Origin of the sequence: Stakelama saccharophila (assembly GCF_032229225.1) — a bacterium.
In the GTDB taxonomy this organism is placed as follows: domain Bacteria; phylum Pseudomonadota; class Alphaproteobacteria; order Sphingomonadales; family Sphingomonadaceae; genus Sphingomonas; species Sphingomonas saccharophila.
Window position 1 is genome coordinate 1,216,433 of record NZ_CP135076.1, and the last position, 22,437, is coordinate 1,238,869.

Below are 22,437 nucleotides of genomic sequence, written 5' to 3' on the forward strand. Positions count from 1 at the left end.
GTCGTCCCGGCCTATGCCGCGAGCTTCATTTCCAGCCGGCCCCAGATCTCGACCAGCGCGTCCGTCAGTTCGCACATCATCCGTTCGTCGTGCGTCGGCCCCGGCGTGAAGCGCAGCCGCTCCGTGCCGCGCGGCACGGTCGGGAAGTTGATCGGCTGTACATAGATGCCGTATTCGGCGAGCAGGATGTCGCTGATCCGCTTGGCCTTGACCGGATCGCCGACCATCAGCGGCACGATGTGCGTGGTCGAGGCCATGACCGGCAGGCCCGCCTCGCGCATCATCGTCTTCAGCCGGGCGGCGGCTTGCTGCTGCCCATCGCGCTCGGCCGAGGAGGCCTTGAGGTGGCGCACGCTCGCCAGCGCGCCGGCGACGAGCACCGGCGACAGCGACGTGGTGAAGATGAAGCCGGGGGCATAGCTGCGGATGACGTCGATGATCGTCCGGTCGGCGGCGATATAGCCGCCCATCACGCCCACCGCCTTGGCGAGCGTGCCCTCGATAATGGTCAGCCGGTCGGCGGCGTCTTCGCGTTCCGAAATGCCGCCGCCGCGCGCGCCGTACATGCCGACGGCATGCACCTCGTCCAGATAGGTGAGAGCGTTGTATTTGTCGGCGAGATCGCAGATGGCGTGGATCGGCGCGACGTCGCCGTCCATCGAATAGACGCTTTCGAACGCGATCAGCTTCGGCACGGCGGGGTCTTCGGCGGCGAGCAGTTCTTCCAGATGCGCCACGTCGTTGTGGCGGAAGACCCGCTTCTCGCAGCCCGAATGGCGGATGCCGGCGATCATCGAGGCGTGGTTCAGCTCGTCGGAAAAGATGATGCAGCCGGGCAGCACCTTGGCGATGGTCGACAGCGTCGCCTCGTTCGAGACATAGCCCGACGTGAACAGCAGCGCGCCCTCCTTGCCGTGCAGATCGGCAAGCTCGCCCTCCAGGTCGATATGATAATGGGTGTTGCCGCCGATATTGCGCGTGCCGCCCGATCCGGCGCCGACATCGTGCAGCGCCTCTTCCATCGCGGCGGTCACGTCCGGATGCTGGCCCATGGCGAGATAGTCGTTCGAGCACCATACGGTGATCGGCTTCGGCCCGTTATGGCCGGCGAAGCAGCGCGCATTGGGGAACATGCCCTTATTGCGCAGGATGTCGATGAAGACGCGGTAGCGCCCCTCCGCGTGCAGGCGGTCAATCGCCTGAGCGAAGACGCGGCCGTAGTCGACCGGGCGGGAGTCGTTGGTGTCCGTGGTCATGACCCGAGTCGACCTAGTGCGGTCGTCCCGCGATTTCCAGTGATTTGCGCACGCACGAAGGTGGACCAAATGTCCCACCCGGCCGGACGCCGCTTCCTTTTTTCGGTGCGGTTCGAGACTCGACGGCGGCGCGGTGGTAAGATTCCTGCATCGCGACTCGGACGATCGAGTACGAAACGGTCGCGATCGACAGACGATGGGCCCCTCGATAGCAGGAATGGAGCATTGCCCATGACCGACCATATCGAACTGGACTATTGGACGCGGCGCGAACAGCAGGAACGTGAGTTCGCCAGGCGGGCAAGCGACGAAGCCGCGCGGCGGGCGCATGAGGAACTGGCGCATCGTTATTCGGCGCTGCTGGCAAGCGGTGCGGCGATGCCGAAGATCGCCGTAGCGCAGAGCTGAGCCCGGCGCTGGGTCACAGCGTCTCGATCCGATCCAGACCGAATCGCCGCAGCGCCGGCGCGAGGGCCTGTGCGGCGCCGTCCAGCCGGGTGAACACCGCGCGGCCGGGCGCGGCCGCGGGCCACCCCTGGTCCTGCGTCAGATGAGCGATCCGGCGCGCGATCCCGTCGCCGCCGTCGATGAACCGCACCGGGCGGGGTGCGGCGGCGATCAGTTCCGGCAGGGCGAGCGGAAAGTGGGTGCAGGCATTCACCACCACGTCGATCCGGTCTCCGCGCCGCTGATCGAACAAGCCGGCGAGCGCGGCGGCGAAATGCGCTGTATCCGGTGCTTCGCCGCGCAGTTTCGCCTCCGCCAATTCCACCAGTTCCGCCGACCCGTGGCGCAGCACGGTGCAATCGGCGGCAAATCGCGCAGTCAGATCGTCGACATAGCGCTGCCGGATCGTCGCGCGGGTGCCCAGGATGCCGATGACGCGGGTCTCGCTAATGCCGGCGGCCGGCTTCACCGCCGGCACCGTCCCGACGATCGGCAGCGACAGCGCCGTCCGCACCGCCGCCAGCGCGATGGTCGAGGCCGTGTTGCAGGCGATGACGATCAGGCGCGGATGATAGCGCTCGGTCAGTCGCCCCAGGAGCGCCGGCACCCGTGCCGCGATCTCGGCATCGCTGCGCGTGCCATAGGGAAAGCCGGCCGAATCGGCGGCATAGACGAACGGTGCCGTCGGCAGCAGCTTTCGGGTCGGGGCGAGCACGGAAAGCCCGCCGACGCCCGAATCGAAGAACAGGATGGGGCGGTCGTCGGGCATCGGAATCCGTTTCGGTGTGGCAACTGATCGAGATTGTTGCGCGGCCATAATCAACATCCTAGCTATGGCGGAGACAAGGGGGACGCCAGTGTCTACGGAAATTCTCTGGATAGAGCCTGCGGGCGCATTGGTGCTGGGCTATCTGCTCGGCGCGATCCCGTTCGGCCTGATCCTGACGAAGCTGACGGGCGCGGGCGACCTGCGCGCGATCGGATCGGGCAATATCGGCGCGACGAACGTGCTGCGCACCGGTCGCAAGGGGCTGGCGGCGGCGACGCTGCTGCTCGACGTGCTCAAGGGCTGGTTGGCGGTCGCGCTGTCGGAAGCCATTTTTCCGGGGCAGGGCGCGATCGCGGCGGTCGGCGTGTTCTTCGGCCACTGCTATCCGGTCTGGCTGGGCTTTCGCGGCGGCAAGGGGGTCGCCACCTTCATGGGCATCACGCTCGCGCTGTGCTGGCCCTGCGCGCTCATCTATGCGGTGCTGTGGCTGGGGCTGATCGCGCTGCTTCGCGTTTCTTCCGTCGCCGGCATGATCGCAGCGCTCAGCACCCCGCTCACCGCCGCGCTGTTCGGCCGGTTCGACATGGTGCTGCTGTTTCTGGGCCTGTCGCTCGTCGTTTTGTGGAAGCACCGCGCCAATATTGACCGGCTGATGGCGGGCACGGAACCGAAGGTCGGCGGCGGGCGTGGGTGAAGGCGCCGCGTCGCGCGCGCGGCTCCGGCTCATCCGCTCGGCCAATGTCGGGCCGGTTACCTATCGCCACCTGATCGCGCGCTTCGGTTCGGCGCAGGCGGCGCTGGAGGCGCTTCCCGAACTCGCCGCGCGCGGCCGCGGCCGGGCACCGACGATCGCCGATGCCGGCGCCGTGGAACGGGAAATGGCGGCGGTGGAGCGGCTGGGCGCGCATTACTGCTTCCTCGACGATCCCGATTATCCGCCGCTTCTGGCGCAGATCGAAAATCCGCCGCCGGCGATGATCTTGCGCGGCGACCCGACGCTGCTGGCGCGGCCGACGGTCGCGATGGTGGGCGCACGCAACGCCTCCGCCGCGGCGGTGCGCTTTGCCCGGACATTGTCGGCGGGGCTGGCGGCGGAAGGGGTGACGGTCATTTCCGGCCTAGCGCGCGGCATCGACACGGCCGCGCATGTCGCCGCGCTCGACGGCGGCACCGTGGGCGTGATCGCGAGCGGCATCGACATCGCCTTTCCCCCCGAAAATGCCGAGTTGCAGGAGGCCGTCGCCCGGCGCGGCCTGCTGATCGCGGAGCAGCCGCCCGGCACCGAACCGAGGGCGCGCCACTTTCCCTATCGCAACCGGATCATCGCCGGCGCGGCAATCGGCACGGTCGTGGTGGAAGCCGCGCCCAAATCGGGGTCGCTGATCACCGCGCGCCTGGCGGGCGAGGCGGGGCGGGAGGTCATGGCGGTTCCCGGCAGTCCGCTCGATCCGCGGGCGCAGGGCTGCAACCTGCTGATCCGCGACGGCGCCACGCTGGTGCAGACGGTGGCGGACATCCTCGAAATGGTCCGTCCGATCGACATGCGGGCGGTGCGTGCGCCGACCGACGCCTTCGCCGGCCCGCCGCCCGACGATGCGAGCGACGGCGACCGGGCTGCGGTCACGGCGCTGCTGGGGCCGGCGCCCGTCGCGGTGGACGAAATCGTGCGCCAGTCCGGGAAGGCGCCGGCGGTGGTGCAGACGGTGCTGCTGGAACTGGAACTGGCCGGCCGGCTGGATCGCCATGCCGGGGGAAGGGTCAGCCTGGCGTAAGGGCGGTCACGGCCTATCGCTCGTCCGCCTGTCGGCAGACAGCGTCTTGCGCATCGTCTATCAAGCCGCTGAACGACAGGAGGGCGACATGGTAGACACGACCGGAAACGGGAACCAACCCGCCGGGGCCGAGGCGGTCGACGCGCGGCTGGCGCGACTGGACGACTGGCGCGGCGAGACGCTCCGCCGAATGCGGGACCTCATCCGATCGGCCGATCCGGGCGTCGTGGAAGATGTCAAATGGCGCAAGCCCAGCAATCCGGGCGGCGTGCCCACCTGGTCGCATGCCGGCATCATCTGCACCGGCGAAACCTATCGCGACAAGGTGAAGCTGACATTCGCGAAGGGCGCGCATCTGCCCGATCCGACAGGGCTGTTCAACGCCAGTCTGAACGGAAACCTGCGGCGCGCCATCGATATCGGCGCGGGAGAGCAGATCGACGAGAAGGCCTTCGTCGCGCTCGTGCAGGCTGCCGTGGCCTTGAACACGAACGGGTAAGCAAGAGACGCAAGCGATTGCCCGCGGGTTCAGCCCGCGTGCGTATGGACGTGGAGCGTGCCCGTCAGGGTGCGGTGGACGGGGCAGCGGTCGGCGATCTGCATCAGTCGTGCGCGCTGCGCATCGGTCAGATCGCCCGCGAACGTGATCTCGCGGAAGATCGCTTCGATATGGCCGCCGTCTTTCATGCAATGATCGCAGTCCCGGGCATGACTGTGATCGTGGCGCAGCGTTACCGTGACGTCGTCCAGCGGGATGCGCTCGCGCCGGGCGATCAGCCGGATGGTCATCGACGTGCAGGCCCCCAGCGCGCCGAGCAGCATGTCGTACGGCCCCGGACCGGCATCGTCGCCGCCGACCGATTCCGGTTCGTCGGCAATCCAGTCGTGCCCGTGGCTGCGCAGAATCGTGCCGAACGCGCCGTGGGCGCTGCCGGCGACGACGGCGCCTTCCCCGACATCGGCCGAATCCTCGCGCGCGGGCAGATAGCGTTCGACCCAGGCGGCGATCAGGCCGGCGACGTAGCGCGCATCGGTTTCCGCCGTCAGCAGATGGTCGGCATCGTCCAGCGTCACGAAGCTCTTCGGATGGCGGGCGGCGTCGTAGATCATGCGGGCATTGTCGATTCCGACGACCTCGTCCGCCGGCCCGTGCAGGACGAGGAGCGCGCGGTCCAGCGCGGCGATGCGGCGGCCGGGCTCGGCATCGCGCACCGCCTTCAGAAAGCCGGCGCCGATCCGGAACGGGCGGCCGGCGATGGTCACGTCGCCGCTGCCGTCCCGCTCGATCGCGGCGAGATCGCCCTGGATGCTGTCCAGCACGTGTTCGGGATCGAACGGCGCGCCGATCGTCACCACCGCCTTCGCCTCCGGCACGTCGTGGGCGGCGGCGAGAACGGCGGCACCGCCCAGGCTGTGCCCGATCAGGATCGACGGCGCGCCGACGGTATCGCGCAGATGGCCGGCGGCGGCGACGATGTCCGCCACGTCGGCGGCGAATCCTCCTTCGGCGAACTCGCCCTCGCTGTCGCCCAGGCCGGTGAAATCGAACCGGAGCGTCGCGATGCCCGCGGCGGCCAGCGCGGTGGCGATGCGGGTCGCGGCATGGCTCTGCATCGTGCAGGTGAAGCAATGGGCGAACAGCGCGACCGCCCGGACCGGCCCGACCGGCATGATGATCCGCGCCGCCAGCCGGTCGCCGCGCGCGCCGGTGAAGGTGACTGGCCGTGATGGCATGGCTACGCCCCCCGCTCGGCGATCAAAACAGCAACTGTTCCTGCAACGCGCGGCCGATCGTACCGCCGCGGCGGCGTTCCAATTCCCGCTCGGCGGTGTGGCGCACGTCGGGATCGCGATCGTGGAGGAAGCCGGCGAGACTCTCGTCCGTGATCTCCCGCCATTCCTTGCCGCGATCGGGGCCATAGCGGACGCGCGGCAGCAGGCCCGGCATGTTCGACCATTCGATCAACTGGGCCAGGCTCGCCTCGTTCAGCATGTCGCGCAGATGGTGCGCGGTGACATAGGCATCGGGAAAGGCACGGTGGACCGGCAGGCCGCGTTCGTGCTCCAGCCCCTCCGGCTTGCGCCAGTAACGCAGCATCTGGTTCGAGAATCCGGGGCTGTCGGGCCAGAGCCGCATGGCGCATTTCCAGGTGCAGATCCAGTCGGCGCCGTGCGTCAGGCGCGCGGTGCAGAATTGCTGCTCGAAATCGGCGCGATGCGCGGCGAGCGCCAGGCGGCGCGGCCATGGGTCGAGCACCTGGCGCGCGACATCGTGCCACCAGGGCGCATCGGCCACCTGTTCATCGAGGATATGGTGCACCGCCTGCGTCACCGGAGGGATGGGGCGGCCCGGATTGACGAGGACGGCCCCGCCGTCGCCGCTCAATTCCCACCGGCCGTCATCGCCCAGCGCCACGTCCTGCCAGCCGATTTCGCAGACACCGTGCGTCGGCGGGCTCGACCCCGTGGTTTCGAGGTCGATGGTGCGGATAATATGCGGCGACGACATGGCTCTTTAAGTGGCGCGTCACGGCCGCGATTGCCACCCCCTTAATCCAAAGCGTCATTCCGCGGGGGCGATTCCCGCCGCCGCGCGGTCGCGCTGGCGGCGGGAAGGGCGGTCAGTGGCCGGCCTGCGCACCCCGCTGGACGCCGCTCCTGGCGAGCTGGTCGTCGATTTGCGCGACCAGCCGGTCCAGCCCTTCCTGGCTGTGCGATTCGGCGCGGGCGACCAGCACGTCCTGGGTGTTGGACGCGCGCAGCAGCCACCAGCCATCGGCCGTCTTCACCCGCGCGCCGTCGGTGCGGTTGACCTCCGCATCGCTGCCTTCGAGCCGGTCGAGCACCTCCTGCACGATGTCGAACTTGCGCGATTCGTCAACCTGGAAGCGCATTTCGGGGGTGTTGACGAGTTGCGGCATCGCGTCGCGCAGTTCCGTCAGCGACTTGCCCGCGACGTGGAGCGCGCGGATGAGCTGCACGGCGGCGAACATGGCGTCGTCGAAACCGTAATAGTCCTGCGCGAAGAAGATGTGGCCGCTCATTTCGCCGGCCAGCGGCGCGTCTGTTTCCTTCATCTTGGTCTTGATCAGGCTGTGGCCGGTCTTCCACATCAGCGGCTCGCCGCCCAGCTCGGCGATGCGGTCGTACAGCATCTGGCTCGCCTTCACATCGGCGATAATGGTCGAACCCGGCGCTTCCTTCAGCACGGGTACGGCCAGAATGGACAAAAGCTGATCGCCCCACACGACGCGGCCCTTCCCGTCGACCGCGCCGATCCGGTCGCCGTCGCCGTCGAAGGCCAGTCCGAAATCGAGATTCTTTTTCGTGACGAGACGCTTCAGGTCCGCGAGATTCTTTTCCTCGGTAGGATCGGGATGATGGTTGGGAAAATCGCCGTCCACATCGGTGAACAGCAGATGATGCTCACCTGGCAGGAGCTTCACCAGCTTCTCGATGATCGGGCCGGCCGCGCCGTTGCCGGCGTCCCAGCCGATCCGGTAGTCGCCCCCGGCATAGCCGGCGAACAGACGGCCGACATAATCGTCCATGATATCGATGTCGCTCGCCGATCCTTCGCCTTCTTCCCAGTCGCCCTCGGCCGCCAGCTTGCCGATCGTCTGGATGTCGTCGCCGAAAAAGGGGCGGTGCTGAAACACCATCTTGAAGCCGTTATACTCGGAGGGATTGTGGCTGCCGGTTATCTGGATGCCGCCATCCACTTCTAGCGTCGCCTCGGCATAATAGAGCATCGGCGTCGGCCCCATGCCGATGCGCACCACGTCGACGCCGCTGGCCTTCAGCCCCTCGACGAGCGATGCCTCCAGCCCGGGCGAGGAGGCGCGTCCATCGCGCCCGACGGCGACGCGCGTGCCGCCGGCGCGGCGCAGCAGGGTGGCGAAACCCCGGCCGATGGCGCGGGCATCATCCGGGCCGAGCGTCTTTCCGACGATGCCGCGAATGTCATATTCGCGCAGACTGGTGGGGTCGAAACGATGGGTCATGCTGCCTCCCGCAAATGGCGTTGTCCGCCCGCTCAATCCCCGAAGGCCGGCGAAAGTTCAATCGCTGGTTCGGCGCAGGAGCACGTCGCGCGCCGTGTTGAGGCGCCGGGCGCGATCAGCCGAGCCGCCCCGGTCCGGATGCGCGTCGGCGATCAGGCGGCGGTGGGCGGCGCGGATGGCGGCGGCATCGGCATCGTCGTCCAGCCCGAGCAGCGCGCGCGCTTCGCGCTCCGCCATGGAGGAGCGGCGCGCCGGTTCGCGGATCGCCTTGCGGATCTCGGAACGCCGCCACCACATCCAGACCATCACCGCCAGCGCGACGACAAGGACGAGCTTCGCCATTCAGGCGCTCTTCGCCCGGACGGGTTCGGGCAGCGACAGCCCCGCCATCATCTCACGCAGTTCCTGCCGCGCGGCGACATGGGCGAGGCCCATGGACCCGAACTCCTTCGAATCGAGCATGGTGAGGCCCTTGGGGAACAGCTCGCGATAGATCACGCGTTCGGACAGGCCGGGCACGACGCGAAAGCCGACGCGCTTGGCGAGCTGGTCGATCGCCTCCGACACGCGGCGCATGTTGCGCGCTTCGACATATTGCATGCGGTTCCTGAGCACGACCCAGTCGATCGAGCTGCCGTCCGCCTTTGCCCGCTGCGTGCGCGATTCCCAGACCAGTTCGGAATAGAAGCTGGGGCGCGTCACCTTGAACGTGTCGGGATCGACCTGGCCGATCAGGTCGAAATCGACGAAGCTGTCGTTCATCGGCGTCACCAGCGTATCGGCATTGGTGATGGCGATGCGCGCGAATTCGTCGTCGCGGCCGGGCGTGTCGACGATCAGGAAGTCGGCGCCCGCGCCGAGTTCTTCCAGCTTCTCTGTGAAGAAGTCCATGCTTTCGCCGTCATGGGTGGCGTGGCGCGGCATCGGCAGGCCGCGGCCGGTGCGCTCCATGGTGGTCGCGCGATTGTCCAGATACCGGCCCAGGGTGCGCTGGCGGTGATCGAGATCGAATGCGGAAACGCGCGCGCCGCGTGCAGCCAGCGCAATCGCCGTATGCACCGCGGTGGTCGACTTTCCGGTTCCGCCCTTTTCGTTGGCGAACACGATGACGTGCAGCCGGCCCGTTCCGTTGCCCAAAACGCAAACATCCCTAGTTGATCGCGGGCGGGACCCCCCATAGAAGACCGCCTCTTTCCGTCCATATCCGAGGCCAGTACGGCGTGCAAACCATCCGTCAATCAACCCTGTTACGCGAACAACTCACCGCATTGCGCGAAGCCGGCGGCCGCATTGCCCTCGTGCCCACCATGGGCGCGCTCCATGCCGGCCATCTGGCGCTGGTGGAAGCGGCGAAACGCCTGGCCGACCATGTCGTGGTGTCGATCTTCGTCAATCCCAGGCAGTTCGGGCCGAACGAGGACCTCGACCAGTATCCGCGGCGCGAGCTGGCCGACCAGCGCCTGTTGAGCGAGGCGAATGTGGCGGTCCTCTGGATGCCGCCGGTGGAGGAGATGTACCCGCAGGACTTCGCCACCACCGTGTCGGTCGCCGGCATCACGGAGAGCCATGACGGTGCTGCCCGGCCGGGCCATTTCGACGGTGTGGCGACGGTGGTCGCCAAGCTGTTCAACCAGGTGCGCCCCGACGTCGCGCTGTTCGGCGAGAAGGATTATCAGCAGCTTGCGGTGATCCGGCGCATGACGGCCGACCTGGACTTCGGGATCGAGATCGTCGGCGTGCCGACGCAGCGCGAGGATGACGGCCTCGCTCTGTCCTCGCGCAATGTCTATCTGGCCGACGAGGACCGGGCGAAGGCGGTGGCGTTGCCGCGTGCGCTGGGCGTGGCCGCGCGCGACATCGCGCGGGGCGGCGACGTCGCGGCGGCGCTCGCCCAGGCGCGCGAAACGCTGGCCAAGGCCGGATTCGAGGTGGATTATGTCGACGTCGTGCGCGAGGGAACGCTGGAGCCGCACGATCTCGAACAGCCCTCACGCCTGATCGCGGCGGCGCGCATCGGCGGCACGCGGCTGATCGACAACCTGCTGATCGAACTCAAGGAAGAGGGTTAAGCGCGTTAACCATTTCTTGAAACCCTGACGGCAGAACCGTCCCCCGACGAAAGGTCAATCGGGGGATGGCTTCATGGCCAACAGTCTCAAGAGCGCACGGTTTCTGATCGAAAGTCGCCTGCACGACGCGGTCCGCGGAAATGTCGAGGCCTGTTTCGAACTCGGCATGGTCTATTCGAGCGGCGCTGCCGGTGCCGATATCGATCTGGTCGAAGCGCACAAATGGTTCAACCTGGCAGCGCTCAGCGGCAATGCCCGCGCGCAGGAATGCCGGGCCGAGATCGCGGCGGACATGTCGGCCAGCGAAATTGCCGAAGCCCAGAAGCAGGCCCGCGCCTGGCTGCAGACGGCGAATCGCCGCGCGGCGTAGGCTGATCCTCCCCGTGTCGGGGAGGTGGCCCGCGCAGCGGGTCGGAGAGGGTGCGCCGAACAAGTGTCGGCAGATCGGGCATCGCCTGCGGCTACGCCCCTCCACCAGCCTGCGGCTGGTCCCCCTCCCCGTACCGGGGAGGATTACTTCTCTGCCGCTTTTTTCGCGGCCGCCTTCTTCTTGGCGGCGGGCTTTTTCGCCGTGGTCTTGCGCCCGCCCTTCTTCTTCGCCGGGGCCTTGGCGGCCTTGTCGTCGATGAGCTGCGCCGCCTCTTCGAGCGTCAGCGCATCCTTGTCGATGGTCTTGGGCAGCGTCGCGTTGATTGTCCCGTCGGTGACGTACGGGCCGTAGCGCCCTTCCATCAGCTTGATCTCTTCCTCGGTGCGCGGATGCTTGCCGAGCACCTTCAACGGCTCACGCGCGCCGCGCGCGCGCGGACCCCTTTCCGCCGCCTCGGCCAGTTTGACCACCGCCGCGTTCATGCCGGTCTCGAACACCTCTTCGGTGGAGGAGAGCTTCGCATATTTGCCGTCATGGCGCAGATAGGGGCCGTAGCGGCCGATCGACGCCTCGATCGGCTGGCCGGTTTCGGGATGATCGCCGATCACGCGCGGCAGCGACAACAGCTTGAGCGCCATTTCCAGGTCGAGTTCGCCCGGCAGGTCCTTCGGAATCGAAGCGCGCTTCGCCTCCTTGCCCTCGCCGAGCTGGATATAGGGGCCGAACCGCCCCGATTTGCGTTCGACCGGCAGCCCGGTCTCGGGATCGGTGCCGAGCGTCTCCGGCCCGGTATCCTCCGCCGCCACGCCGGGCTGGGCGAAGGCGCGGGTGAACTTGCATTCGGGATAGTTGGAGCAGGCGACGAACGGCCCGAACTTGCCGCCGCGAAGCGCCAGCCTGCCGTCGCCACAATTGGGGCAGGCGCGCGGGTCCGAGCCGTCGGCCTTGGGCGGGAAGAGATAGGGTTCGAGGAACTGGTCGAGTTCGGCCGTCACCTCGGACGGCTTGAAATCCATCACCTCGGTCGTGCGCGGCTTGAAGTCGCGCCAGAACTGGTCGAGCACCGCCTGCCATTCGGCGCGGCCGCCCGAGACATCGTCCAGTTCCTCCTCCAGATCGGCGGTGAAATCGTAATTCACATATTTCCGGAAGAAGCGCTCGAGAAAGGCGACGAGCAGCCGTCCGGTTTCCTCGGCGAAAAAGCGGTTCTTCTCGGTGCGGACATAGGACCGGTCCTTGAGCACCTGAATGATCGAGGCGTAGGTCGAGGGTCGGCCGATGCCGAGTTCCTCGAGCTGCTTGACCAGCGATGCTTCGGAAAATCGCGCCGGCGGCTGGGTGAAATGCTGCTCCGAGCGCACGCCCTTCTTCGCCGGCGAATCGCCCTCGCGCAGCATCGGCAGGCGGTGCGAATCCTCGTCGTGCGAATCGTCGCGGCCCTCTTCGTACAACGCGATGAAGCCGGGGAAGAGCACGACCTGTCCCGTGGCGCGCAGGGCGGTGCGGCCGGTGCCGTCCTCCAGCTCGACCGTGGTGCGCTCCAGCCGCGCCGAGGCCATCTGGCTGGCCAGCGCGCGCTTGAAGATCAGGTCGTAGAGGCGGCCGTGATCGCCCGAGCCGGCGCGGTCCTTCGAGAAGTCGGTGGGGCGGATCGCCTCGTGCGCTTCCTGCGCGTTCTTGGCCTTGGTCTGATATTGGCGCGGCTTTTCGGGGACATAGCTGCCGTCATAGCGCGCCGAGATCGCGCGGCGCGCGTCGGAGATGGCACTGCCGTCCATCTGTACGCCGTCGGTCCGCATATAGGTGATCGCGCCGTCCTCGTAGAGCGACTGCGCGATCCGCATGGTGTGGCTGGCGGAAAAGCCGAGCTTGCGCGCCGCTTCCTGTTGCAGCGTCGAGGTGGTGAAGGGCGGCGGCGGGTTGCGCGTGCCGGGCTTGGTCTCGACACTGGCGACCGAGAAGCGGCCCGCCTCGACGGCTTCCTTCGCGCGCTTCGCCGTGCCTTCGTCGCCGATCGACAGCCGGTCGATCTTGTCGCCTTCGAAGCGCACCAGCCGCGCCTCGAAGCCGGTGCCGTCCTGCTCCATATCGGCGATGACCGACCAATATTCCTGCGGAACGAAGGCCTCGATCTCGCGCTCGCGCTCGACGATCAGGCGCAGCGCGACCGACTGGACGCGCCCGGCGGATTTCGCGCCCGGCAGCTTGCGCCACAAGACCGGCGACAGGGTGAAGCCGACCAGATAGTCGAGCGCGCGGCGTGCGCGGTAGGCGTCGATCAGGTCGGTATCGAGGCCGCGCGGATGCGCCATCGCATCGGTCACGGCCTTTTTGGTGATGGCGTTGAAGGTGACGCGCTCGACCTGCGCGGGCAGCGCCTTCTTCTTCGCCAGCACTTCCTGGACGTGCCACGAAATCGCCTCGCCCTCGCGATCGGGGTCGGTGGCGAGAATCAGGCGGTCGGCCTTTTTCGCCTCGTCGGCGATCGCCTTTAGCTGCTTCGATTTGTCGGCATAGGCTTCCCACTGCATCGCGAAGCCGTGATCGGGATCGACCGACCCGTCCTTGGGCGGCAGGTCGCGGACATGGCCGTAGGACGCGAGGACGCGGTAGTCCTTGCCCAGATATTTCTCGATGGTCTTCGCCTTTGCGGGCGATTCGACGATGACAAGCTGCATGGGGGTGTGACGCGGTCCTTACGTGTGTGCGTGCGAGGATGGGGAGCCACCTAGCGGCTCGTCAAGCGGGGGCAAGCCTGAAAGCGTCATGGGATCGACAGGGGCGTTTGCGTGTTAGGTCTGGGAAAAGGAGGACAGCTTGGCAGATTTTCCCGCATGGCTCCATACGCTTGCCACCATCTCGCTCGCGATCGGTTTCGCCTGCGCGATCTATATCGCGATCGATGAGGTGCGCCATCCGCAGAAGATGTGGATCATGAATCTGGTATGGCCGCTGACGGCGCTGTTCGGCAGTGTGATCTGGCTGGCATTCTACCGCAGTTTCGGCCGCAACGACGGCAGCCAGAAGGGCGAACCGCCGATGCACATCGCGGTCGCCAAGGGCGCCTCGCATTGCGGGGCCGGCTGCACGCTGGGCGATATCGTCGTCGAATGGGCGGCCTTCGCGGCGCCGGCGATCGCGGTGTTCTTCGGCTGGCACGGGCTGTTCGCGGAAAAGACGTTCGCGGTGTGGATCCCGGATTATATCGTCGCCTTCCTGTTCGGCATCGTCTTTCAGTATTTCACCATCGCGCCGATGCGCGACCTTGGCCTCGGAAAGGGCATCTGGGCGGCGGTGAAAGCCGATACCCTGTCGATCACGAGCTGGCAGGTCGGCATGTACGGGCTGATGGCGGTCGGCCAGTTCCTGTGGTTCAAGCCGGCCTATGGCGGCGTGGCGGAGGTCAACACGCCGGAATTCTGGTTCCTGATGCAGCTTGCGATGTTCGCCGGGTTCGCCACCGCCTATCCCGTCAACTGGTGGCTGGTGAAGGCCGGCCTGAAGGAGAAGATGTAGGAGCGGCGGGAAGAGCGCGCCCTTCCCGCCACGTCCGATCAGATCTCGTTCAGCGCCGCGTCGAAATCGGCGATCAGGTCGTCGGCATCCTCGACGCCGATCGAGATGCGCACGAGGTTGTCGGTGATGCGAAGCGCCTTCTTGCGCTCGTCGGGAACGGAGATGTGCGTCATCGCCGCCGGGCAGCTCGCCAGCGTCTCGGTGCCGCCCAGGCTGACGGCCAGCTTCGCGATCTTCAGCGCGTCGAGAAAGGCGAAGCTCTCCCGCTCTCCGCCCTTCAGGTAGAGCGAGAAGGTCGACCCCGCGCCGGTGCAGTGGCGCTTATAGATGTCGTACTGCGCATCGTCCTTCAAAAAGCCGAGATAGCCGACCTTTTCCACCTTGGGATGGTCTTTCAGGAATTCGCAGACCTTGACGGCGTTCTCGCCGGCCCGGCTCATGCGCAGTTCCAGCGTCTCGAGGCTGCGGCACAGCATCCAGGCGGTGTTGGGGTCGCAGATCGTGCCGATCGTGTTGCGCATCGCGCGGATCGGGTCGAGCGCCTTCTTGGTGCCCAGCACGCCGCCCGCGACGAGGTCGGAATGACCGCCGGCATATTTGGTGAGGCTGTAGACGACGATGTCCGCGCCGTGGTGCAGCGGCTTTTGCCACAGGGGACCGAGAAAGGTGTTGTCGATGGCGATCGGCGGTATCTCGTCCTTGCCGGCGAAGACCTTGTCGCGCGCCGCGGCGACGCCCTCTATATCGACCAGCGCGTTGGTCGGGTTGGCCGGGCTTTCGAGATAGATCAGCGCGACGCGGCTGTCGCCGGCCTGCTCCATCACCTTCTCGATCTCCTCGACGCTCGCATCGGCGGGGAAATCGAGGAACTTCACCCCGAACTTGCCGAGGATGCGCGCGATCAGCGTCTCGGTCGCTGCATAAAGCGGGCCCGAATGGATGATCGTGTCGCCGGGATTGCACATGGCGAGGAACAGCGTCGCGATCGCCGACATGCCGCTGGAGAAGGCGAGCGCCTCCTCGGCCTCTTCCCAGACGCCGAGACGGTCCTCGAGAATCTCCTGATTGGGGCCGTTGAAGCGCGAATAGACGAGGCCTTCGGCGCCGCCCTCGCGCTTTCCGGTGATACCCTCGAAATGGCGCTTGCCGGCCGCGGCGTTGGGAAAGACGAAGGTGGAGGTGGCGAAGATCGGCTGCTTCAGCGATCCTTCGGATAGAGCGGGGTCGAACCCGTGGCCCATCATCAGCGTGGACGGCTTCAGCTTGCGGCCGCCGATTTCCTCGATATCGGGCTTGGGACGGCGGCGCGGGCTGATGCCCGTCATGTCGGCTTCGGTTTCGTCTTTCATGGCGGTTCGATCTCTCTCGCTAGTGGTGTCTGCCCTGCAGCACGGGCCGATGGCGCGAGTGGTATCAAATGAAACCAAACCCCGCCAGAGCGGCGGGGCGGGCTTCAGAGGCCGATGATCGAAATCTGCCGGCCGTAATCCGCTTCGCTCCGGTGCGTGCTGCGCCGATAGCTGAAGAAACGGTCCGGATCGGCGTAGGTATCCAAGCCGAGTGCCTCGACCTGTCGGACGCCGGCTGCGGCCAGGCGGTGCGCGACATAGGCCTCCAGGTCGAACCGGGCATGGCCGGGGCCGCCATCGGCGAAGAAGCGTTCGTTTGCCCGATCCTGCACGCAGAAGCGCTCCACGAAGGGAATATCGACTTCGTAGCTGGCGCGCGCGATGCACGGCCCGACCGCTGCCGCGACCCGATCGACCTTCGCGCCCAGCCCCTCCATGGCGCGGAGGGTGGCGTCGGTGATGCCGCCGAGCGCGCCCTTCCAGCCGGCATGCGCAGCGCCGACGACGCCCGCCTGTCGGTCGGCGAGCAGCACCGGCGCGCAATCCGCGGTCAGGATGCCGAGGGCGAGGCCGGGGCGGTCGGTCACCAGTGCGTCGGCTTGCGGCCGATCGTCCTCGGCGAACGGGGCGAGCACCGTGGCCGCCTCTGCCGAATGGATCTGATAGACGGTGACGAGATGGCCGCCGGGGAGGACCGCCTCCGTCGCCCGGCGCCGGTTCTCGCATACGATATCGGCATCGTCGTCCGAGCCGCGCCCGACATTCAGGCCGGCATGGACGCCGCTGGAGACACCGCCGCGACGGCCGAGAAAGCCGTGGGCGATCCCGCTCAGCGCGCGGGCGCGGATGACCTCCACGCTCATAGCGACAGGGCCATGATGCGGTCGTCGTCGATCGTCTCGCCCACGACGAAATCGTAGCGGCCGACCTCGACGAAGCCGCGGCGTTCGTAGAAGCGCCGCGCGTGATGATTGTCGACATAGACGCTGAGCACCATCCGACCGTATCCCTCGTTGCGTGCGGTGGCGAGCGCCCAGTCCATCAAGGCGGGACCGATGCCGGCGCCGTGGCATTCGCCGAGCACGTAGAGCTGGCACAACTCCACCGTGGCGTCGCCCCAGTCGCCGGGAAAGTCCACCGGCCCGATCTTGGCGAACCCGACGATGCGATCGTCCCGGATGGCGATGCGCACGCGGTAGGCCGGATCGCCCAGATGGGCGATCAGGCCCGCTTCGCCGAATGTGCGGTCGAGAAAAGCGCGGAGATCGGCCGGGGGATAAAGCGTGCCGAAGGTTTCCGTGAAGGAACGGGCGGCCATCGCCGCAAGCTCGGGGCCGTCCGCCGGCCGCGCGTCGCGGAACGCCGTCATGCAAAACCGGCGGGGGCGGGCCAACCGGGGGCGGTGACCACGATCGCCTTGAACAGCTCGCCCATCTGCTGCTTGCCGACCAGCCGCTCGCGATCGGTGCGCATCATCTCCGCACGGTCGGGAGCGGCCCCCGCTAGCGCCTCGGTGCGTTCGTCGATGCCGAGCGCGCGCAGCAGGTCGCCCTGGCCGACGGGACCGTGCACCACGGCATCCTCGGCGCGGGCCGCGGCGGCCAGGGTGCCGAAATCGACATGGGCGGTCAGATCCTGTTCGCCCGGATTCTCGAACGGATTGGCATATTCGTGGCCGCGCACCGCCTGCAGCGTGTCGCCGATGGCCGGGCCTTCATAGCCGTAATCGACGATGATGGCGGCACCGCCCTGCGCCACGATCCGCTTGGCGAGCGCCCGCATCACCGCTACCGCGGCCGGCGAGGTCTCCAGGATCGATCCTGCGGGCGCATCGCGCAGGTGCGGCGGGATGATCTGGTCGAAGCCGCGATCGCCGGCGATCGGCAGGAACAGCGTATCCTGACAGGCGACGAGCCGTTCGCGCCATCCGTCACCGGCCTTGAGCAATTGCCGGACGGGAAGCGCGTCGAAGAATTCGTTGGCGACGACCAGAAGCGCGCCGTCCTCCGGCACGCCGACCAGATCGACGCACCACTGCGCCTCGGGCACGCGCTCCGCCTGCTGCTCGCGCAGGGTCGGGCTGGTTTCGATCAGGTGCACCGGCGGTTGCAGTCCCACTGTCTTCATCGCCCGCAGCGCATCGGCGGCGAGCGTGCCGCGACCGGGGCCGAATTCGACGTAATGCGACTGCGGCCGGTCGGCGCGGTGCCACAGATCGGTGAGCGCCAGACCGATCAGCTCGCCGAACATCTGGCTGATCTCGGGCGCGGTGGTGAAGTCGCCGCGTTCGCCCAGCGGATCGCGCGTGGCGTAATAATGCGCGTTGGCGGCGCCCATAAACTGGGACACGGGGATGGGTCCCGCCAGCGTGATGGCGCGGGCGAGGCGTTCCGGCAGCGCAGGCTCCACGGCGGTCGATTCGGATTCGGTCATGGCCCGCCGTGCTCTACCGGGTCGCCGGGAGCATTTCACCCCGTGATTGGTTGGTTTCCAGCGGGCAGCTCCGTGCTCCCCTGCGAAAGCGGGAGCCCGGAGTGGCAGGCGCCGCATGTGGTGCCCTGGCTCCTGCTTTCGCAGGAGCACGGCTCGTTCAGGCCACGCTTCTGCCGTCCGCGACCGGTTCGGCGCGCTCGCGCCGGCGCTTGGCGGTCGCGATCAGATAGATTCCCGCGACGATCATCGGCAGCGTCAGCAACTGACCCATGTGGATGACGTTCCACAGGAAGGTGCCCTGGAACTGCGAATCCGCCTGGCGGAAGAATTCGACGAAAAAGCGCGCGCAGCCATAGCCGAGCAGAAAGGTGCCGACGAGCTTGCCGGGCTGGTGCCGCGCATCGGTGCGCCAGAACAGGAACCACAGGATCGCGAACAGGACGATGCCCTCCAATCCCGCTTCGTAGAGCTGGCTGGGGTGGCGCGGCGGATCCATGCCGCCGGCGACGGTGCGCGGAAAGACGATCGCCCAGGGAACGGTCGTCGGCTTGCCCCAAAGCTCTCCGTTCACGAAATTGGCGAGCCGGCCGAAGAACAGGCCGAACGGCACGCAGCAGGCGACGTAATCGTGGATGCGCAGCCAGTTCAGACCGTTGCGGCGCGCGAGATAGATGATGGCGAGGCTGGTGCCGATCACCCCGCCGTGAAACGACATGCCGCCGTCCCACAACCGGAACATCTCCAGCGGGTTGGCGATCATCCAGGGCGCATAGAACAGGATATAGCCGACGCGCCCGCCCAGGATGATGCCGAGCGTGGCGTAGAAGACGAGGTCGTCGGCATGACGCCGCGCCATGGGCGCGCCCGGCTGGTCGAGCAGCTTCAACAGATACCACCAGCCGATCAGGATGCCCGAGATATAGGCGAGCGAATACCATTTCAGGTCGAATTCGTACCCGAACAGGTGGATCGGCACGGCCGTCGGGCTGAGGCCCAGATCGGTGAAATGGAGATATTGGCCGGGATCGGCGGCAAGCTGGGTGAGGATCAAGGACGGGCGCTCCGCGAAGGTTGCGCGTCGTCCCATACCGGCATCGCCGCGCGAACCCAAGGTACTTGTGCGGATCATCTGGCAAGCCGCCGCGCGACGCGATAGAGCGTCAGCGGATGGCTGACCGCGACGGACCCCAGCGCACGATCGACCGGCGCACCCTGCTGATCGGCGGCGGCGCCGGACTGGGCCTGATCGTCGCCTGGGCGGTGTGGCCGCGCCGCTATTCGCCCAACCTGACGGCGGCGGCGGGCGAACACATCTTCAATGCCTGGTTGAAGATCGCGGAGAGCGGCGAGGTGACGGTCGTCGTGCCGCAGGCGGAGCTGGGCCAGGGCGTCTATACCACGCTGCCCCAGATCGCCGCCGACGAGCTGGGCGCCGACTGGCGTACCGTGGGGGTCGAGGCGGCGCCGCTCAACGCGCTGTACGCCAACCCGCTGGCGGCCGGCATCCTGTTCGAGGATGCGCTCGGCCATCTGCCCGAAAGCGTGCAGCGCCGCCACGCGGAGCGCAACGCGCTGGTGCTGACCGGCGCCTCGACCTCAATCCGCGCGTTCGAGGAGCCGCTGCGCCGCGCGGGCGCGGCGGCACGTATCCTGCTGTGCAAGGCGGCGGCGGATCGCTGGTCGGTGGACTGGCGGTCGTGCGGGACCGTGGGCGGCTTCGTCGTTCACGATCGCAACCGGCTGCGCTTCGGCGAGCTTGCGGCGGCGGCGTCGGAGTACGAGCCGCCGCGCGACCTCGTGCTGCGCAGCGGGGCGGACAACCGGTTGAGCGGGGCGTCGGTGCCCCGGCTCGACACGCCGGCCAAGGTCGACGGATCGGCCAATTTCGCGGGCGATGTCCGCCTGCCGGGCATGATGTTCGCCTCCGTCCGGCAGGGGCCGGTGGGCGATACCCGGCTGATCCGGGTCGACCGGGAGGCCGCCGACCGGGTGCCCGGCGTCCGCCATATCGTGCAGACCGATTCGTGGGTCGCCGCGGTGGCCGAGACCTGGTGGGCGGCGGACAAGGCGCTCGACGCGCTTGCGCCCCGGTTCGCAACGCGCGGCGCCATTGTCGACAGCGCGTCGATCGAGGCGGCGCTGGCAACTGCGCTCGACGGCGATGGCCAGCGGATCAGCGAAACCGGCGATCTCGCCACGTCCTTTCGCGATGCGCAGATCGTCACCGCCGAATATCAGGTCGGCCTGGGCGTACATGCACCGATCGAGACGATGACGGCCACCGCGGAATGGCGCGACGGGCGGCTGGCGCTGTGGCTGCCGACGCAGGCGCCGGGTCTGGCCCGCGCCGGCGCTGCCCGCGCGGCCGGCATCGACGAGAGCGACGTCGTGGTGCATCCGATGATGGCGGGCGGCTCGTTCGGCGCGAAGCTGGAATATCAGGTGGCCGAACAGGCCGCGCTGATGGCGCGCACGCTGGAGAAGCCGATCCAGCTCACCTGGTCGCGCAGCGAGGATTGCCTGCACGATCGCTACCGCCCGGCGGCGGCGGGACGCCTGTCGGCCAGGCTGGGCCGCAACGGCGCGGTGGAAGGCTGGCTGACGAAGATCGCCGCGCCGTCGGTCGGGCGCGAACTTGCCAATCGCCTGCTGGGCGGCGATCCCGCAGTCGCCTTGTCGCTGTCGCTGCCGGGCGGAAGCGCGGGCGATGCCTCCGCCGTTGCCGGTGCGGTGCCGATCTATGGCATTCCCAACATGGCGGTCGACCATCACCCGGCGGAGATCGGCGTGCCGGTGGGCGCCTGGCGGTCGGGCGCGCACAGCTACACCACCTTCTTTACCGAGAGCTTCATCGACGAACTGGCCCATGTCGCCGGGATCGAAGCGCATAGTTTCCGCATCTCCATGCTGGGTGGACAGCCGCGGCTGGCGCGGTGCCTGTCCACCGTCGCGTCGCTCGGCGGCTGGCGCGGCGGCGTGCCGGGCAGCGGACAGGGCCTCGCCGCCCACGCCTTTCGCGGATCGTCCATCGCCGTGCTGGCGGAGGCGCGCATCGGCGGCGATCAGCGGATCCGGGTCGACCGGCTGGTGGCGGCGGTCGATTGCGGGCGCCAGATCAATCCCGACATGGTCCGGCAGCAGGTCGAGGGCGGGTTGCTCTTCGGCATGGCCTCGGCATTGGGAGCGAGTACGGGCTTTACCGGCAATCTGGCCGATGCGCGCGGTTTTGCCGATCTCCGTCTGCCGCGTCTGGCGGACGCGCCGGAGGTGACGGTGGAACTGATCGCCAGCGAGGCCGATCCCGGCGGCGTCGGAGAAATCGGCGTGCCGGCGGTTGCGCCGGCGATCGCCAACGCCATCTGGTCGGCGACCGGCATGCGTCTGCGCCGTCTGCCGCTGATACCGGGGAGCGATGCGTGAAGCCCGACGACCATCCATCGATACCGCCGCGCAAGATCGGCGTCCTGCTGATCAACCTCGGCACGCCCGACGCGCCCGAACCGCCGGCGGTGAAGCGCTATCTGGCCGAATTCCTGTCCGATCCGCGCGTGATCGAAATTCCCCGGCTCGCCTGGCAGCCGATCCTGCGCGGTGTCATCCTGCGCACGCGGCCGAAGAAATCGGCCGAGGCCTATGCCCAGGTCTGGAGCGAGGACGGCTCGCCGCTTGCCGCGATCACCAAGGCGCAAGCAGAGGCGTTGCAGGGCGCGTGGGGCGGCGGCGTCCTGGTCGACTGGGCGATGCGCTATGGCCGCCCCGCGATCGCCGAGCGGTTGCAGGCGCTGAAGGATGCCGGGTGCGAGCGTGTGCTGTTGGCACCGCTTTATCCGCAATATTGCGCGGCGACGACCGCGACCGCCAACGACAACGCGTTCGCGGCGCTTGCAGATATGCGGTGGCAGCCGGCGGTCCGCACGCTGCCGCCTTATCATGACGATCCGGCTTATATCGACGCGCTGCGGCGATCGATCGAGGCGGATGTGGCCGCGCTCGATTTCGCGCCGGACCTGATCCTCGCCAGCTTTCACGGCATGCCGCAGCGGACGCTGGAACTGGGCGACCCCTATCACTGCCACTGTCAGAAGACGGCGCGGCTGCTGTCCGATGCGCTGGGACGGGAGGTGCGCATCGCCTTTCAGTCGCGTTTCGGCCGGGCGAAGTGGCTGGAGCCCGCGACCGACGCCGTACTCGCCGCGCTGCCGGGCGAGGGGATGAAGCGGGTGGCGGTGGTGACGCCGGGATTTTCCGCCGATTGCGTCGAAACGCTGGAGGAGATCGCGATCCGCGGTCGCGAAACATTCCTGGGGGCCGGGGGAACCGATTTCGCCTGCCTGCCTTGTCTCAACGCAAGCGCGCCCGGCATCGAAATGCTGCGCAGCATTTTGTCGCGCGAGCTTGCGGGCTGGGCGGACCCCGCCTAGCTTCCACGACCTGATTCACTAGGGAGAGGCT

General features: G+C 67.7%; 22 protein-coding genes. 9 read left to right on the forward strand and 13 right to left on the reverse strand.

What is annotated here, in order from left to right; translation table 11 throughout:
• Positions 1 to 11 precede the first annotated feature (11 nt).
• Entirely contained in the window at positions 12 to 1,256 is a 1,245-nt protein-coding gene (gene hemA / locus RPR59_RS05600; RefSeq protein ID WP_313917532.1) for a 5-aminolevulinate synthase, read from the reverse strand.
• 231 nt (positions 1,257 to 1,487) lie between these two features.
• Here hemA and RPR59_RS05605 point away from each other — a divergent pair, with 231 nt between their 5' ends.
• On the forward strand, positions 1,488 to 1,664 hold the full coding sequence (locus tag RPR59_RS05605) for a hypothetical protein (protein ID WP_313917533.1): 177 nt from the start codon (positions 1,488 to 1,490) through the stop codon (positions 1,662 to 1,664).
• A 13-nt stretch (positions 1,665 to 1,677) separates the two neighbouring features.
• Here RPR59_RS05605 and murI read toward each other — a convergent pair whose 3' ends face one another.
• Positions 1,678 to 2,472: a glutamate racemase gene (gene murI / locus RPR59_RS05610; protein WP_313917535.1), complete on the reverse strand. Its 795-nt coding sequence runs from the start codon at positions 2,470 to 2,472 to the stop codon at positions 1,678 to 1,680.
• A gap of 64 nt (positions 2,473 to 2,536) precedes the next feature.
• Between murI and plsY the strand changes: the two genes are divergently transcribed.
• The 3 genes from plsY to RPR59_RS05625 all read left to right on the forward strand — a co-directional run bounded on the left by plsY (position 2,537) and on the right by RPR59_RS05625 (position 4,743).
• Complete coding sequence (gene plsY / locus RPR59_RS05615; RefSeq protein ID WP_432280293.1) at positions 2,537 to 3,166, forward strand: glycerol-3-phosphate 1-O-acyltransferase PlsY; 630 nt, start codon at positions 2,537 to 2,539, stop codon at positions 3,164 to 3,166.
• Positions 3,159 to 4,244, forward strand: coding sequence for a DNA-processing protein DprA (gene dprA / locus RPR59_RS05620; protein WP_313917540.1), 1,086 nt, complete (start codon positions 3,159 to 3,161; stop codon positions 4,242 to 4,244). The genes plsY and dprA overlap by 8 nt, the downstream gene beginning before the upstream one ends.
• Positions 4,245 to 4,332: 88 nt before the next feature.
• Positions 4,333 to 4,743 carry a DUF1801 domain-containing protein gene (locus RPR59_RS05625; protein ID WP_313917542.1) on the forward strand — a complete coding sequence of 137 codons (411 nt, stop codon included), beginning with the start codon at positions 4,333 to 4,335 and terminating at the stop codon, positions 4,741 to 4,743.
• A gap of 29 nt (positions 4,744 to 4,772) precedes the next feature.
• Here RPR59_RS05625 and RPR59_RS05630 read toward each other — a convergent pair whose 3' ends face one another.
• The 5 genes from RPR59_RS05630 to RPR59_RS05650 form a co-directional block, all read right to left on the reverse strand.
• The gene (locus RPR59_RS05630; protein WP_313917544.1) at positions 4,773 to 5,978 is read right to left on the reverse strand and encodes an alpha/beta fold hydrolase; all 1,206 of its coding nucleotides are present in this window, start codon (positions 5,976 to 5,978) and stop codon (positions 4,773 to 4,775) included.
• 22 nt (positions 5,979 to 6,000) lie between these two features.
• Positions 6,001 to 6,753: an exonuclease domain-containing protein gene (locus tag RPR59_RS05635; RefSeq protein ID WP_313917546.1), complete on the reverse strand. Its 753-nt coding sequence runs from the start codon at positions 6,751 to 6,753 to the stop codon at positions 6,001 to 6,003.
• A 112-nt stretch (positions 6,754 to 6,865) separates the two neighbouring features.
• The gene (gene pgmG / locus RPR59_RS05640) at positions 6,866 to 8,248 is read right to left on the reverse strand and encodes a phosphoglucomutase/phosphomannomutase PgmG (RefSeq protein ID WP_313917548.1); all 1,383 of its coding nucleotides are present in this window, start codon (positions 8,246 to 8,248) and stop codon (positions 6,866 to 6,868) included.
• Positions 8,249 to 8,305: 57 nt separating this feature from the next.
• The gene (locus RPR59_RS05645; RefSeq protein ID WP_313917550.1) at positions 8,306 to 8,590 is read right to left on the reverse strand and encodes a J domain-containing protein; all 285 of its coding nucleotides are present in this window, start codon (positions 8,588 to 8,590) and stop codon (positions 8,306 to 8,308) included.
• Positions 8,591 to 9,385: a division plane positioning ATPase MipZ gene (locus RPR59_RS05650; protein ID WP_313917552.1), complete on the reverse strand. Its 795-nt coding sequence runs from the start codon at positions 9,383 to 9,385 to the stop codon at positions 8,591 to 8,593.
• 83 nt (positions 9,386 to 9,468) lie between these two features.
• On the opposite strand from RPR59_RS05650, the gene panC reads away from it, so the two are divergent.
• Positions 9,469 to 10,317, forward strand: coding sequence for a pantoate--beta-alanine ligase (gene panC / locus RPR59_RS05655; protein WP_313917554.1), 849 nt, complete (start codon positions 9,469 to 9,471; stop codon positions 10,315 to 10,317).
• 73 nt (positions 10,318 to 10,390) lie between these two features.
• Positions 10,391 to 10,687 carry an SEL1-like repeat protein gene (locus tag RPR59_RS05660; RefSeq protein WP_313917556.1) on the forward strand — a complete coding sequence of 99 codons (297 nt, stop codon included), beginning with the start codon at positions 10,391 to 10,393 and terminating at the stop codon, positions 10,685 to 10,687.
• A gap of 143 nt (positions 10,688 to 10,830) precedes the next feature.
• Here RPR59_RS05660 and topA read toward each other — a convergent pair whose 3' ends face one another.
• Entirely contained in the window at positions 10,831 to 13,365 is a 2,535-nt protein-coding gene (gene topA, locus RPR59_RS05665; protein ID WP_313917557.1) for a type I DNA topoisomerase, read from the reverse strand.
• Between the two features lie 139 nt (positions 13,366 to 13,504).
• Between topA and RPR59_RS05670 the strand changes: the two genes are divergently transcribed.
• Complete coding sequence (locus RPR59_RS05670) at positions 13,505 to 14,203, forward strand: DUF4396 domain-containing protein (RefSeq protein ID WP_313917559.1); 699 nt, start codon at positions 13,505 to 13,507, stop codon at positions 14,201 to 14,203.
• Between the two features lie 38 nt (positions 14,204 to 14,241).
• Here the strand turns inward: RPR59_RS05670 and RPR59_RS05675 are convergent, their stop codons facing one another.
• The 5 genes from RPR59_RS05675 to lgt form a co-directional block, all read right to left on the reverse strand.
• The gene (locus RPR59_RS05675) at positions 14,242 to 15,552 is read right to left on the reverse strand and encodes a cystathionine gamma-synthase family protein (protein ID WP_313917562.1); all 1,311 of its coding nucleotides are present in this window, start codon (positions 15,550 to 15,552) and stop codon (positions 14,242 to 14,244) included.
• 104 nt (positions 15,553 to 15,656) lie between these two features.
• Positions 15,657 to 16,415, reverse strand: a complete 759-nt coding sequence (pgeF, locus tag RPR59_RS05680) for a peptidoglycan editing factor PgeF (protein WP_313917564.1) — start codon at positions 16,413 to 16,415, stop codon at positions 15,657 to 15,659.
• A complete protein-coding gene (locus tag RPR59_RS05685; RefSeq protein WP_313917566.1) occupies positions 16,412 to 16,921 on the reverse strand; it encodes a GNAT family N-acetyltransferase in 510 nt (169 codons plus the stop codon). The genes pgeF and RPR59_RS05685 overlap by 4 nt, the downstream gene beginning before the upstream one ends.
• A complete protein-coding gene (locus tag RPR59_RS05690; protein WP_313917568.1) occupies positions 16,918 to 17,985 on the reverse strand; it encodes a class I SAM-dependent methyltransferase in 1,068 nt (355 codons plus the stop codon). The genes RPR59_RS05685 and RPR59_RS05690 overlap by 4 nt, the downstream gene beginning before the upstream one ends.
• 157 nt (positions 17,986 to 18,142) lie before the next feature.
• Positions 18,143 to 19,072 carry a prolipoprotein diacylglyceryl transferase gene (gene lgt / locus RPR59_RS05695; RefSeq protein ID WP_313917571.1) on the reverse strand — a complete coding sequence of 310 codons (930 nt, stop codon included), beginning with the start codon at positions 19,070 to 19,072 and terminating at the stop codon, positions 18,143 to 18,145.
• Between the two features lie 80 nt (positions 19,073 to 19,152).
• Between lgt and RPR59_RS05700 the strand changes: the two genes are divergently transcribed.
• Together RPR59_RS05700 and hemH are read left to right on the forward strand one after the other, a co-directional pair.
• A complete protein-coding gene (locus tag RPR59_RS05700; RefSeq protein ID WP_313917573.1) occupies positions 19,153 to 21,405 on the forward strand; it encodes a xanthine dehydrogenase family protein molybdopterin-binding subunit in 2,253 nt (750 codons plus the stop codon).
• Positions 21,402 to 22,406 (forward strand): ferrochelatase, encoded by a 1,005-nt coding sequence (gene hemH / locus RPR59_RS05705; RefSeq protein WP_313917576.1) that lies wholly within the window; start codon positions 21,402 to 21,404, stop codon positions 22,404 to 22,406. The genes RPR59_RS05700 and hemH overlap by 4 nt, the downstream gene beginning before the upstream one ends.
• The last annotated feature ends 31 nt before the right edge of the window (positions 22,407 to 22,437 follow it).